Below are 13,291 nucleotides of genomic sequence, written 5' to 3' on the forward strand. Positions count from 1 at the left end.
CGTGATTGCACCCAGTCTCGCTACGAAAGGTATTCAATGTTCATGCCATGGTGCCATGGCACCCTTCGAAAAGCTGCTTAGCGTCGAGCCCCAACACCATCGTGGCGCGGCAACCTGCCCATAAAGAAAAGCCCCGGCGCATGCGCCGGGGCTTTCGGGATTGTCACGATATTGCTGTCTCTCGTTTATGCCTGCGGCTGCGGCTCCATGCCGGCGTCGGGACGCGGAGGGCGGTTCTTGCCCGCGGTCGGCACCACCGAACCACGCGTGTGAGCCGGCTCGATGGTGGTGTCGCGCACCGGAGGCTGACCATCGAGCAGGTTGATGATCTCATCGCCCGACAGTGTCTCATACTCGAGAAGACCGCGCGCCAGAGCTTCCAGCTGCTCGAGATTCTCGGTGAGAATGCGCTTGGCCTCGACATAGCCCTCGTCGACGAGCCGGCGCACTTCGCTGTCGATCGTCTGGGCGGTCGCCTCGGAGACGTTCTGCTGGCGTTGCATCGACATGCCGAGGAACACCTCGTCCTGGTTCTCGCCATAGGCGACCTGACCCAGCTTCTCCGAGAAGCCCCAGCGGGTGACCATCATGCGGGCAAGCCTGGTCGCCTGCTCGATGTCGGACGCCGCGCCCGAGGTGACCTTGTCATGACCGAAGATCAGTTCCTCGGCGACGCGCCCGCCCATCATGATGGCAAGACGCGAGGTCATCTGCTCGTAGCTCATGGAGAGCTTGTCGCGTTCGGGCAGCTGCATAACCATGCCGAGCGCGCGGCCGCGCGGGATGATGGTGGCCTTGTGCACCGGATCCGTCGCCGGAACCTTGAGCGCAACGATGGCATGGCCGCCTTCGTGATAGGCGGTCAGCATCTTCTCGTCCTCGGTCATGACCAGCGAGCGCCGTTCCGCGCCCATCATCACCTTGTCCTTGGCATCCTCGAAGTCGCTCATCGTCACCATGCGCTTGTTGCGCCGGGCGGCCATGAGAGCTGCTTCGTTGCAGAGATTCGCAAGGTCCGCGCCGGAGAACCCGGGCGTGCCGCGGGCGATGACCTTGAGGTTCACGTCCGGTGCAATCGGCACCTTGCGGGCATGGACCTTGAGGATCTGCTCGCGACCGACGACGTCGGGGTTCGGCACGATGACCTGACGGTCGAAACGGCCAGGACGCAACAGTGCAGGATCCAGCACGTCCGGGCGGTTGGTCGCAGCGATGAGAATGATGCCCTCATTCGCCTCGAAGCCATCCATCTCGACGAGGAGCTGGTTCAGCGTCTGCTCGCGCTCGTCGTTGCCGCCGCCAAGGCCAGCACCGCGATGACGGCCGACTGCATCGATTTCATCGATGAAGATGATGCAGGGCGCATTCTTCTTCGCCTGCTCGAACATGTCGCGCACACGGGACGCGCCGACACCCACGAACATCTCGACGAAGTCCGAGCCGGAGATCGTGAAGAACGGCACATTCGCCTCGCCGGCGATGGCGCGGGCGAGCAGGGTCTTACCCGTGCCGGGCGGGCCAACGAGGAGCACGCCGCGCGGGATGCGCCCGCCGAGCCGCTGGAATTTCTGCGGATCGCGCAGGAATTCCACGATCTCCGTCAGATCGCTCTTCGCCTCGTCAATGCCCGCGACGTCCTCGAAGGTGACCCGGCCATGTGCCTCCGTCAGCAGCTTGGCCCGGCTCTTTCCGAAGCCCATGGCCTTGCCACCCGCACCCTGCATCTGGCGCGAGAGGAAGATCCACACGCCGATCAGCGCGATGAAGGGCAGCCAGGAGATCAGCAGGCTGACAAACCACGGGACATTGTCCTGCTGCGGTTTGGCCGTGATCGAAACGCCCTTGCCATACAGCCGCTGGACCAGCGAGGGGTCATTCGGCGAATAGGTCTGGAAGGCGCGGCCATCGGTGAAGGAGCCGGTGATCTCCGGGCCCTGGATAACGACGTCACGCACGCGGCCCTGATCGACCTCGTTAAGAAGCTGCGAGAAGCTAATATCGTTCGCCGCCTGGCGCTGAGCCGGATTCTGGAACAGCGAAAAAAGCGCCAGGAGCAGCAGAACGATGATCACCCACAGGGCAAAATTCCGGATATTGGCGTTCATCTCGTTCCTTTCGGCGCCGGTTATCGGCCGACGCGCGCGGGTTCCGCCGGCGCTGGCGGACCTCCCTTTTCGCACCGTAATTTAGGTCTGCCATTGATGCTTGCCAAGATGCCGTGGAAAAAGCGGTTCCCAGCACGCGCACATTCGCGTCAGAAAGCTGGATTTGTGCACCACAAAACCAGCATCGCTCAGCTTTTTACCATACGACGAGGCGGCGCGCGGCGTACCACGATATGTGCGCGGCGAGCGCGGATCAGCGCGCCGGCGAGGGTACGCGCCCCAGTTCCCGTGGCCGGCAGGGCGACAAGCCAGTCGTGAACGGCTTCCAGCTTCGCGAGTTCAACCGGCCCGTCCCCGACCTCCTGCACCACCCGACCCATGAGACGCAGGCCGATCTCGGGCGGCAGGGCGAGCAAGGCGCCACGTCCGAGGGCGATACCCTCGCCGTCCACGGACCACAGGTCCGCGGCGGCCGCGTCAACCGCGCTTTCGAGCGCCGCATCGGCGCGCGCCAGGCGTGAGGCAAGGCGGGACAGACGGTTCGCATCAAGCCCCTCCCGCGCCAACGTCGGCATCAATGCCCGCAACCTCGCGCGCGCGAATCGCGGATCGGCATTGGAAGGGTCCACCACAAAGTCGACGCCAGCGGTGGCGCAGATCGCCAGGAGGTCGTCCTTCGCCCAGCCCAATAGCGGACGCAGCAGCGCCACCCCGCCAAGCTCACGCGTCGCAGGGATTCCGGCGAGTCCTGAAAGTCCAGAGCCACGCATCAGGCGGAACAGTACGGTCTCCGCCTGGTCGTCGCGGGTATGGGCGGTGACAATGCCATCGGCGTCGATGGCGCGCGCATGAGCGAGAAGCGCCTCGTAGCGTCCATTGCGCGCCGCTTCCTGCAGGCCGGAAGACGTCAGCCGTGTCGGCAGGTCCAGCACCGCGTGGGACAGGCCAAGCTGTCGTGCCAGTCGGCCGACGGCCTCGGCCTCTTCGCGGGCCTCGGGTCTCAGGCCATGATCCACGGTGGCGACAGCCAGGGCAGGCCCGTCCGGCCGCGCCGCACACCATTTCCGGGCGAGCAGCATCAGCGCCGTCGAGTCAGGACCGCCCGACACCGCAAGAAGCACCCGGCGGCGATCGTGGAGGGACGCGAAGATGGCTGCGAGCGCGCGCTCGTCGGGAAAGACGGGAATCGACGCCGGCCTAGCAGCCGGCACGCTTCTGCTCCTGCGCCACACCCTGCTTGATGGTCGTGGAGGCGCGCGGGTACTTGTTGTTCACGGCATTGAGCGTCGCGCAGGCGGCGTCCTTCTCGCCGATCGCTGCGAGGGACTGGCCAAGCCGCAGCAGCGCATCCGGCGCCTTTACCGCGTTTGGATAGTCGGTCGAAACCTTGAGGAAATTCTGCGCAGCCTCCTTGTAGGATTTGCGCAGATACTGCGTTTCGCCGAGCCAGTAATAGGCGTCAGGGGCAGCGCGGTCATTGGGATAGAGCTGGATGAACTGCTCGAAAGCCTGGCCAGACTGCGCATAATCCTGCTGCAGCATGTAGCCATAGGCTGCATCGTACAGGTCCTTCGGGCTACCCGCAGGCGGCATTGCCGCGGTGCCAGCAACCGATCCCGACAGCGCTCCAAGGTCCATCGGCGTACCTGGAGCCATGCTCGGCGCCGGACCGGAAGGCGCGGTCGTACCGAGAGGACGTGGCGCGCCGGGAGCCGAGGGCTGGGCAGCGGGATCGAACACATCCGCGCGGCGATTGGGATCGGGCATGGCCGGGGGAACGCCGGCGCCACCCGCAGGCGCCACACCGCCGCCCTGCAACGCCCGCAGCTGGTTTTCGAGCTGCTGGTTCCGGTACTGCAATTCCTCGATCTGGCCCGTCATAAGCCGAAGCTGGCTTTCGAACCGATCCATCCGCGCCGATACGGAGCCCTGCGCGTCGGCCTCCGTGGCCGCAGAGCCGGTATTTCCCGAGCGCACCTGCCCCGGCGGTTTGAACAGATTACCGAAGAAGTCATTCGTCGCTTGCGCCTGCGCGCCACTCCAGGCGACGGGCGCTGTCGCCGCGAAACCGGCAAGCAGCAGAACAGCAGAAAGGCGGGGAGCACGGGACATAATGGTCACTACTGAAGGCTTCGATACAGGCAACGGGACATGCCTTGGCAAAGACGGATCAACCTCGCGGGCATCCGCATGATAGCGGAACATAGGTGAGTGATCGCGTCCAAAGTGTGACCCGGCGCCGGTATCCGCCCCGGCGGAACCTGACCTCACGCCCTCGGGCAACAGGCTGGGCAACTAGACCCTACACCTGAAGCCCGCGCCGTGAAGCGGCCCCTGAACTCAGGAGCCGGTCGCGTTCAGCACCGTCACCACGCGCCGGTTCTGCGACCAGCAGGAGATATCGTTGCACACTGCCACCGGGCGCTCCTTGCCGTAGGAGATGGTGCGCATACGGTTGGCATCGACGCCGCGGGAGACGAGATAATCGCGCACGCTCTGCGCACGGCGTGCGCCGAGTGCGATGTTGTATTCGCGCGTGCCGCGTTCGTCGGCATGGCCTTCGATGGTGAAGGTGTACTTCGAATAGTGGTTCAGCCACTGCGCCTGCTTGTCGAGTGTCTGCGCCGCCTGCGGCGACACGTCGGACTGGTCGCTTTCGAAGAACACGCGGTCACCGACCGAGACGATGAATTCCTGCGGGCTGCCCGGAGGCGCGGAACCAAGCGCCTGACCCGCGCCATCCATCGGATTCTTCGCGCAGGCCGCCGCGAGCATCGCAAAGCCGATGATAAAGGCGACGCGCGCTCCGCCCCACTGGCGCAACATACGGATCATGACCGCTGACTCCTAAATTCCCTGACCGGGCGCCCCGATCTAGCGTGATTGCGTTAATGGATGGCCCGTCAACCTTTACGGAACCTTGCCCAATTGCGTCGAAACCGCGACCATGGCTTAAACCATCTCTTATGGTTAATCGTTCCCAAACGCGCTCTATGAACGCAGGGGCGACCAGGCAGGATCGGACGCGTAGCTTGGAGTCGGCACTCGCTGCTCGTTGTAGCCGGTAATGTCGACCGTGTAGAGCTGGGGTCCCGCCGCCCCGCCAGGATCGCGGAAGAACATGATCACGCGCCCGTTCGGAGCGAAGGTCGGCCCTTCATTGTGATAGCCCTCGGTCAGAATACGCTCGCCCGTGCCGTCCGGACTCATAATGCCAATGGCGAAACGACCCTGGGCCTGTTTGGTGAAGGCGATGACGTCACCCCGCGGTGACCACACCGGCGTCGAATAGCGCCCGTCGCCAAACGAAATGCGGTGCGGGTTCGAGCCGTCGGGATTCATCACGTAAATCTGCGAGGTCCCACCGCGATCGCTCTCGAAGCAGATCTGCGAGCCATCGGGTGAATAGCATGGCGCGGTATCGATCGCCGCCGTGTCCGTGAGCCGCGTCGTCGCCTTGGACCTCAAATCCATGACAAAGATGTTGGAATTACTTCCCTGCTGAAGGGACAGGATGACCCTCTGACCATCGGGCGCGAAGCGTGGCGAGAAGCTCATATTCGGGAAGTTGCCGACCACTTCCCGCTGGCCGTTCTCGATGTTGAGCAGGTAGACGCGCGGTTCGCCGCCGCCATAGCTCATATAGGTGATTTCCTGGCTGGTCGGCGAGAAACGCGGCGTCAGGACAAGGTCGTCGCCGCGTGTGAGATACGTCACATTGGCGCCGTCCTGGTCCATGATGGCGAGGCGTTTGATCCGCTTTTCCTTCGGCCCGCTCTCGTCGACGAAGACGATGCGCGTGTCGAAATAGCCCTTTTCGCCGGTAAGGCGCTCATAGATCGCGTCGGCGATGATATGGGCGACGCGGCGCCAGTTCTCCGGCTGGGTGAAGTACTGCTGTCCGATGAGCTGCTGGCCGGCAAAGACGTCCCACAGGCGGAACTCGGCCTTCACGCGCCCGTCGGGCTGGCGGGTCATGCGGCCGGTGACCAGTGCCTGCGCGTTGATCACACGCCAGTCCTGGAAGCGCGGCGAGGTGTCGGGATTGGTGATCTTCTCGACAAAGGCGGCCGGATCGATCGGCGCGAACAGGCCGGAGCGGCGAAGATCGGCAGTAATGATCTGCGTCACCCCCTTGCCCGCTTCCACGTCCTGCGGGCTGCTACCGCCGACGAAATCGGTGATGGCAATAGGCAGCGGCTGCACCGATCCGCCGGTCACGTCGAGCTTGAGCACCGCTTCTGCCGGGCGTGTAAGCAGACCAAGACCGGTGAGCGCACCGGCACCGGCCAGGAGACCGCGCCGGCCAATGAGGTGACCCGAACGGCCGGAACGGACAATGTGACTCATAATATCGATCTCAATGTTAACCGCTGACGGCGAATGCCCGTCCCAAACGTCTGCTGTCGAATCACTTTCTGTGCTGCCCAGGAAACAGCACATTCTGGCAACAGCGCGGATGCCAGGCCGACCGGCGCCACATGCATCACTGAATCCATGACGGATCGAAGGTCAGCTGCATTTCACGCCAGACGTCGTATTTGTCGGCGGAAAGCATCGGAAACGGGTTGGGCTGCTGTGCGGCAGCATAAATGGCGCGCTCGACGCTTTCCCTCATCTGCGGCGCATAGGGGTTCGAGGCGTCCTCGATTCCCACCACTTCAGGACGAGCGATCAGCGTACGGTTCGGGCTCAGCTGCACCACGACGATCACCTTGACCCGGCTGACATTGGCCGCACCCGTCGGCATGTGCCAGAAGCGCGCGAGATACGCTCTCAGCGCGTCGAGTTCGGTCTGTGAGAGCGTAGGGGCATAGCCTGTGGACGCACCGAGTGAACTGGTGTTGTTGATGGTGTCGCCGATCGACGCCATGCGCCGGGCTTCCTGCTTGTTGAGCAGGGCGGCGATATCGTTGGGGTTGAATTCCTTCTGATCGCTCGGCGGCGCCTGCACGACCTTGGGCGGTATGTTCTTGGGCTTTCTCGGAGGCGCGGGCGCGGGCTTGGCCTGCGCGGTCTCCTCGGGCTTGGGCTGATCGTCTTTCTTGGGCTCCGGCGGCTTGGCCGCAAGCGCCTCGGCATCCTTGGGCGGCGCCGGCTCGGGCTTGGCCTCGGCCTGTGCGGCAGGCGGCTTCGGCTCAGCCGGTTTGGCTTCCTCGGGCGGCGGGGGCGGCGGCGCGGCGGCTTCCTTGGCAGCCTTGATTTCCGGCTTGTCCTCGACCTTGGCTTCAAGATTCTCGGCAGGCTTGGGCTTGTCCTCGACCTTCTCGACCACCGGCTTGGGCGCCTCGGCCTTCGGCGCATCCTTCTTGCCCGCCATCATCTGCGACATCTCGGCGTCGGAAATGATGTCGATCGGCATCGACTCGACCGGCGGTACCTCGAACGGATTGGCCGAAGAGAACGACACCGCCATGAAGCCGATGATGCCCGCGTGAAGAACCGCCGATGAGATGAAGCCCGCGCGCATGGATCAGTTGCCCTGCTCGACTTCAGAAACCAGCGCGACGCGCTTGAAGCCCGCACCGGACAACCGGCCCATCACGCGCATGACGGTGCCGTAGTCGAGGCTCTTGTCGGCGCGCACGAAGATGCGCTCCTCATAGCCCGCCTTGCCGATGGCTTGAAGCTTGGGGACGAGTTCGTCGATCGGGATCTCCGTGTCCTGCAGGAAGACCTTGCCTTCCTTGGTGATGTTGACCACCAGGGGTTCGCTGTCCTGAGGAACGGCCTGCGCCTGCGTCTGCGGCAGGTCGAGCGGCACGCCTACGGTCAGCATCGGCGCCGCCACCATGAAGATGATCAGCAGCACCAGCATCACGTCGACCATCGGCGTGACGTTGATCTCGGACATGACGGCGCCGCCGCGTCGCCGGCGCGAACGCCGCGACTTCCAGCCACCTCCGCCGCTTGCGGACATACCCATTCGTCAGCCCCGTTCGTCGATCTGCCGCGACAGGATGGCCGAAAATTCGTCCGCGAAGCCCTCCAGCCGAAGCGCCTGTCGATTCACCTGGGAAATGAACTTGTTATAGAAAATGGTCGCTGGAATGGCGGCGATAAGGCCGATAGCGGTCGCAAACAGGGCTTCGGCAATACCCGGCGCCACAACCGCAAGGCTGGTGTTCTTGGATGCGGCGATCGACTGGAAGCTGGTCATGATGCCCCACACCGTTCCGAAAAGGCCGATGAAGGGGCCTGCCGAACCAACCGTCGCCAGAACGAGAAGACGGTTTTCCAGACGCTCGACCTCGCGGGCGATGGTCACGTCCATCACCTTGTCGAGACGCTGCGTCAGCCCGGCAAACGAGCGCGCGCCCCCTTCATAGGAGCGCTTCCATTCGCGCATCGCCGCGACGAAGATCGCGGCCATGGCATGGTTCGGCCGGGATGACAGCGAGCGATAGAGTTCCTCAAGGCTCTGGCCGGACCAGAACGTGGATTCGAACCTGTCCATCTGCCGCTTCATGCGGCCATACAGAATCGTCTTGTCAATGATGATGGCCCACACCCACACCGAAGCCAGGATGAGCCCCGCCATCACGAACTTCACGAGAATGTGCGCCTGGAGGAACAGCCCGATGAGGGAGAGGTCCGCACTCTGCATACCTACGCCACTGGACGCCGCCGCGGCGCCGGGCGGGGCCGCGACAGCCTGCCCCTGCACCTGCACCTGCGCCGTCGGCGCGGCATCGACCGGGGGCGTGGTCGACTGGGCATAAGCGAACGACGCCGATGCCGCCAAGAAAAGCGCCACCGCGAACAAAATCTTCTTCAGCGTCATCAAGCCTATCCTGCCAGATCACAAGGGGTCGGAATACCGTTTCACACCGGCTGCCGGACAGCGGCGTGCAAGGAGCATGGCTGCCGGGAAAACCCGTCCGCCATCAAACGATCGAGTCTGTCGAAACTTGGGCGACCATCATCCGAGGCAGGCGCAGCCGAAGGATACATCACCCTATTAAGGTTAATGACCGGTTAGCGTTGCCGCATCGCAACAGCACTGCGTCATATGGGCGACAGTCGAGACGATACCGACCGGGCCATCAAACCTCGCCGGCTTCCTCCAACGCCGCCTTCATTGCCAGGCGAAGAGCATCAGGGATCCGGCGCGCCCTGCCCTGGGCCACGAAGGCAACCTTCACCTTGCCCTCGACCAGCAGTTCAGCGCCGCGCATCACCTTCTGCAACAGGGTAATGGATGCCCCGGCGACCTCGATCGGCGAGGTATGGATCTCCAGCACGTCGTCGATACGCGCGGGGCGCAGGAACTGCAGCTCCATCGAGCGCACCACGAATGCGAAGCCAGGGGCCTCGGCCAGTGCCTCGCCGAACAGTTCGCCCTGCACCACACCGACCAGGCGTAGATGGTCGGAGCGCGAGCGCTCCATGAATTTCAGATAATTGGCATGATAGACGATGCCGGAGAAATCCGTGTCCTCGTAGTAGACCCGTACCGGCAGCACATGACCGCCCGGCACCAGCCGGCCGGCGAGATGCAGAAAGGGATCGGCCTTCAGGACGTCCGGCGAGAGGGGATCATGGCGTTCGTTCATGCACGCCCTCATAAACGAGGGCGCGCACCTTGTGAATAAAGCCGCGTGGTGAATAAAGCGGCGCACCCTTCGGCCAAACGCAACAGCCCGGCACGTGGCCGGGCTGTGACGAAAGTGAACGGGTGGGGTGCGGATCAGCCCTGGGGCTGGTTCCACGATGAACCCGAAGAGGCATCGGAGGGGGGCGGTGTGTCGGGACGATTGCGCCGATCGGCCATGAACTGGTCGAACTCGGCCTTGTCCTTGGCCTGCCGCAGACGTTCGAGGAAGTCCTTGAAGTCCTTCTGCTCGTCCTCGAGACGACGCAGCGTGTCCTCCCGGTACTCATCGAAGGCACGATTGCCGCTCGGGGAAAAGCCGCTCCGCCGGCCGCAACGGCCTCCGAACGCATGGCGCATAGCCTCTGCGCCCTCTTCCTGCCAGCGGCCGAAGCCGCGCTTGCCGCCAAAAAACATCCGTCCACTCCCTATGGTGAAAGCCAGGATCGCCAGACCCAGGGGCCACCAAGCCATAAAGCCGAGGACCGTGAGCGCGATCCAGGCGGGCTTGCCGTAGTAGTCGAGCTTTTGAGCGAGCTCCATGGCATCCGTTCCTGGGTTAATGTTAATCACATTTACATAGGTAGAAGACGCGCGGTTTGTTGTCAAGGATCGGTCGCCGTGAATTTGAAACGCCTCAGTTCGTGGGGGCGCCGAGGCCCTTGAGATAGACCAGAAATGCGGCTTCAAGCAGATCTTCTGGCGGCATGGGGAGCTTGCGCCGCGCACCATCGGCACGGCCGAACAGCGACGCGACTCCATGGGCAAGTGCCCAGGTGTGGAGCGCCACCATGAGCGCCGGTGGGCGCCCCGGTGCCGGCATCGAGGCCACCAGCACGTCTGCGGCTGCCCGCAACACGGCAAAGGCATCCTGCCCCGCCTGCGAGAGCGCAGGATGCGCCTCGGCCGGCAGCCCGGATTCGAACATGGCCACATAGTCGGCGGGATGCGTTCGGGCGAATTCGAGATAGGCCCGCCCCAGATGCTCGTAGGCCTTCGCAGGGGTGGGGCGACCTTCATCCCAGGCCGCCTGCAGCGCCTTGGCGAAGCGCTCGAACCCCTCCGTCGCCACCGCGGCCAGCAACTCGTCGCGGTCGCGAAAATGCCGGTAGGGCGCAGCGGGGCTCACACCGGCGCGGCGCGCGGCCTCGGCGAAGGTGGCACCGGCCGTGCCCTTCTCCGCTATCAGCTCAAGCGCAGCCTTCATCAGGGCTTCCCGAAGGTTCCCATGATGATAGCCGCGGGATTCCCCGTTCTTCGTCCAGCTCATGTGAATGGGGCTTACATCACGCGAGCGGCCGCGTCGATTGCTCGATTGCCCGACGTGCAGCGGATGTCAGTCATCGCCTTCATCGAACAATGGCATCGGATTGGCACGGGTTGGCGCGGCAAGGCCCAGATGCTTGAAGGCATGAACGGTCAGCATACGCCCGCGCGGGGTTCGCTGGATGAAGCCCTGCTGCACCAGATAAGGTTCGATGATCTCCTCGATCGCGTCACGCGGCTCGGAGAGCGCGGCCGCGATGGTCTCCACACCCACGGGACCGCCGCCATAGTTCAACGCAACGACGGTGAGATAACGCCGGTCCATCTGATCGAGACCCGACGCATCGACCTCCAGGTGGCTCAGGGCATGGTCGGCGGCGGCGCGGTCGATCACCTCCTTGCCGGCCACGAGGGCGAAGTCGCGGACCCGGCGCAGCAGGCGACCGGCGATACGCGGCGTGCCGCGCGCGCGGCGGGCGATCTCGCGCGCGCCATCGGTCGAAATCGGGATGCCGAACACCCGCGCCCCGCGCGAGACCACAAGCTCAAGCTCGTCCACTGTGTAGAAGTTCAGCCGGATCGGGATGCCAAACCGGTCGCGCAGCGGCGTAGTCAGCAGGCCCGAGCGGGTGGTCGCGCCGACGAGGGTGAATTTCGAGAGCGAGATCTTCACCGAGCGTGCCGCCGGCCCCTCACCGATGATGAGGTCGAGCTCATAGTCCTCCATCGCCGGATAGAGGATTTCCTCCACCGCCGGATTCAGGCGATGGATCTCGTCGATAAACAGCACGTCGCGTTCTTCGAGGTTGGTCAGCAGTGCGGCGAGGTCACCGGCCTTGGCGATGACGGGACCCGAGGTGGCGCGGAAGCCCACGCCGAGTTCGCGCGCGACGATCTGCGCGAGGGTTGTCTTGCCCAGCCCCGGAGGGCCGACGAAGAGCACATGGTCCAGCGCCTCGCCACGCGTCTTCGCCGCCCGGATGAAGATATCGAGGTTCGCCCTCGCCTGCTCCTGCCCAACAAAGTCGGTCAATGTCTGTGGGCGGAGCGTCGCCTCGGCGAGATCCTCCTCGCGCTTGTCGGGTGTGATCAGGCGCTTGGTGTTCATCGCGCCAGCTCCTTGAGCCCAAGCCGGATCAGCTTGGCGGCGTCCGCGCCCTCGCCGGCTTCACGCAGGGCGGCAGCCACGGCCGCGCTGGCCTGCACCTGCGCATAGCCTAGATTGACCAGCGCGGAGACCGCATCGGACACCGGCGCCGGGGCGCTGCGTTCCATAACCTGCCCGGCAAGCTGCGCGACAGACGGGTCGATATCGGCGAAACCGGGCGCCTTGTCCTTCAGCTCGGCCACAATACGAGCGGCGACCTTCGGGCCGACGCCGTTGGCCCGCGACACCATTGCCCGGTCACCCAGCGCGACAGCATTGGCGAGTTCGGTCGGCGCCAGCGTCGAGAGCACGTTGAGCGCCACCTTCGAGCCCACTCCCTGCACGTTCTGCAGCAGTATGAACCAGGCCTTCTCCGCCATGGAGATGAAGCCGTAAAGGCGGATCATATCCTCGCGAACGAAGGTCTCGATGAACAGCGTGGCGGCTTCGCCGGGCGAAGGAAGGGCCTGAAGGGTGCGACCCGAGCAATGCACGAGATAGCCCACGCCGTGAACGTCGAGGATGACGTGATCGTCACCATAACTGTCCACCACCCCCTTCAGCTTGCCGATCATAGCGCTGCCATCCGGGCTTTCATCTGGGCCATGCCCCTATGCTGGGCGTGGGTGACGGCGACGGCAAGTGCGTCAGCCGCGTCATCGGTTTTGAAATCGGCCTGCGGTAGCAGGACCTTCATCATCATGCGGATCTGCGCCTTGTCGGCACGCCCGGCACCCACCACCGTCTTCTTGACCAACAGCGCCGCATATTCGGACACCGGCACGCCGGCGAGCGCAGGAGTAACCATGACCACGCCGCGGGCCTGCCCCAGCTTCAGCGTCGAGGCGGGATTGACGTTGACGAATGTCTCCTCCACCGCCGCTTCGTCCGGCTCAAAAGCGACGAGGACCCGGGTCAGTTCGGTGTGGAGGTAGGCGAGACGTTCGGCAAGGCCTCCCTCCTCCGGCGGCAGCACGGTGCCGCAGGCAACAAAGGTGAGCCTTGTACCAACAGCCTCGATCACCCCCCAGCCGGTACGGCGAAGGCCGGGATCGAGGCCGAGAATGCGAATCGGAGGCGAAGCCATCCCAACGGCGTAGCCGAACAAAGGACGAACGGAAAGGCCGCTGACGTCGCCGCCCCGCTTGCTGATCGACGTGGTAAATGTTTCGTCAAGGT

At 64.2% G+C, this 13,291-nt stretch carries 14 protein-coding genes; all 14 read right to left on the bottom strand.

All coding sequences use genetic code 11. The features are described from left to right. Positions 1-185: 185 nt before the first annotated feature. Positions 186-2,105, bottom strand: coding sequence for an ATP-dependent zinc metalloprotease FtsH (gene ftsH / locus G3A50_RS06315; RefSeq protein WP_163074466.1), 1,920 nt, complete (start codon positions 2,103-2,105; stop codon positions 186-188). A 188-nt stretch (positions 2,106-2,293) separates the two neighbouring features. Further along, complete coding sequence (gene tilS, locus G3A50_RS06320; RefSeq protein WP_246252178.1) at positions 2,294-3,316, bottom strand: tRNA lysidine(34) synthetase TilS; 1,023 nt, start codon at positions 3,314-3,316, stop codon at positions 2,294-2,296. Continuing rightward, on the bottom strand, positions 3,303-4,217 hold the full coding sequence (ybgF, locus tag G3A50_RS06325; RefSeq protein ID WP_246252181.1) for a tol-pal system protein YbgF: 915 nt from the start codon (positions 4,215-4,217) through the stop codon (positions 3,303-3,305). Before ybgF ends, tilS begins: the two co-directional genes overlap by 14 nt. A gap of 228 nt (positions 4,218-4,445) precedes the next feature. Further along, positions 4,446-4,931, bottom strand: a complete 486-nt coding sequence (gene pal / locus G3A50_RS06330) for a peptidoglycan-associated lipoprotein Pal (protein ID WP_425483469.1) — start codon at positions 4,929-4,931, stop codon at positions 4,446-4,448. Positions 4,932-5,096: 165 nt separating this feature from the next. After that, positions 5,097-6,455 carry a Tol-Pal system beta propeller repeat protein TolB gene (gene tolB / locus G3A50_RS06335; RefSeq protein WP_163074469.1) on the bottom strand — a complete coding sequence of 453 codons (1,359 nt, stop codon included), beginning with the start codon at positions 6,453-6,455 and terminating at the stop codon, positions 5,097-5,099. Between the two features lie 136 nt (positions 6,456-6,591). Beyond that, entirely contained in the window at positions 6,592-7,575 is a 984-nt protein-coding gene (locus tag G3A50_RS06340; protein WP_163074470.1) for a cell envelope biogenesis protein TolA, read from the bottom strand. Between the two features lie 3 nt (positions 7,576-7,578). After that, positions 7,579-8,031, bottom strand: a complete 453-nt coding sequence (gene tolR / locus G3A50_RS06345) for a protein TolR (protein WP_170308627.1) — start codon at positions 8,029-8,031, stop codon at positions 7,579-7,581. A 3-nt stretch (positions 8,032-8,034) separates the two neighbouring features. Further along, on the bottom strand, positions 8,035-8,712 hold the full coding sequence (gene tolQ, locus G3A50_RS06350) for a protein TolQ (RefSeq protein ID WP_170308663.1): 678 nt from the start codon (positions 8,710-8,712) through the stop codon (positions 8,035-8,037). Between the two features lie 439 nt (positions 8,713-9,151). Then, entirely contained in the window at positions 9,152-9,661 is a 510-nt protein-coding gene (gene ybgC / locus G3A50_RS06355) for a tol-pal system-associated acyl-CoA thioesterase (RefSeq protein ID WP_163074473.1), read from the bottom strand. 134 nt (positions 9,662-9,795) lie between these two features. Beyond that, positions 9,796-10,242: a DUF2852 domain-containing protein gene (locus G3A50_RS06360; RefSeq protein WP_163074474.1), complete on the bottom strand. Its 447-nt coding sequence runs from the start codon at positions 10,240-10,242 to the stop codon at positions 9,796-9,798. A gap of 94 nt (positions 10,243-10,336) precedes the next feature. Beyond that, positions 10,337-10,969, bottom strand: coding sequence for a TetR/AcrR family transcriptional regulator (locus G3A50_RS06365; RefSeq protein WP_163074475.1), 633 nt, complete (start codon positions 10,967-10,969; stop codon positions 10,337-10,339). Positions 10,970-11,035: 66 nt separating this feature from the next. Then, a complete protein-coding gene (ruvB, locus tag G3A50_RS06370) occupies positions 11,036-12,073 on the bottom strand; it encodes a Holliday junction branch migration DNA helicase RuvB (RefSeq protein WP_163074476.1) in 1,038 nt (345 codons plus the stop codon). Continuing rightward, on the bottom strand, positions 12,070-12,687 hold the full coding sequence (gene ruvA / locus G3A50_RS06375) for a Holliday junction branch migration protein RuvA (protein ID WP_163074477.1): 618 nt from the start codon (positions 12,685-12,687) through the stop codon (positions 12,070-12,072). The genes ruvB and ruvA overlap by 4 nt, the downstream gene beginning before the upstream one ends. Next, positions 12,684-13,199 carry a crossover junction endodeoxyribonuclease RuvC gene (gene ruvC / locus G3A50_RS06380; protein ID WP_163074478.1) on the bottom strand — a complete coding sequence of 172 codons (516 nt, stop codon included), beginning with the start codon at positions 13,197-13,199 and terminating at the stop codon, positions 12,684-12,686. Before ruvC ends, ruvA begins: the two co-directional genes overlap by 4 nt. Between the last annotated feature and the right edge of the window lie 92 nt (positions 13,200-13,291).

It is taken from the genome of Ancylobacter pratisalsi (assembly GCF_010669125.1).
Classification (GTDB): domain Bacteria; phylum Pseudomonadota; class Alphaproteobacteria; order Rhizobiales; family Xanthobacteraceae; genus Ancylobacter; species Ancylobacter pratisalsi.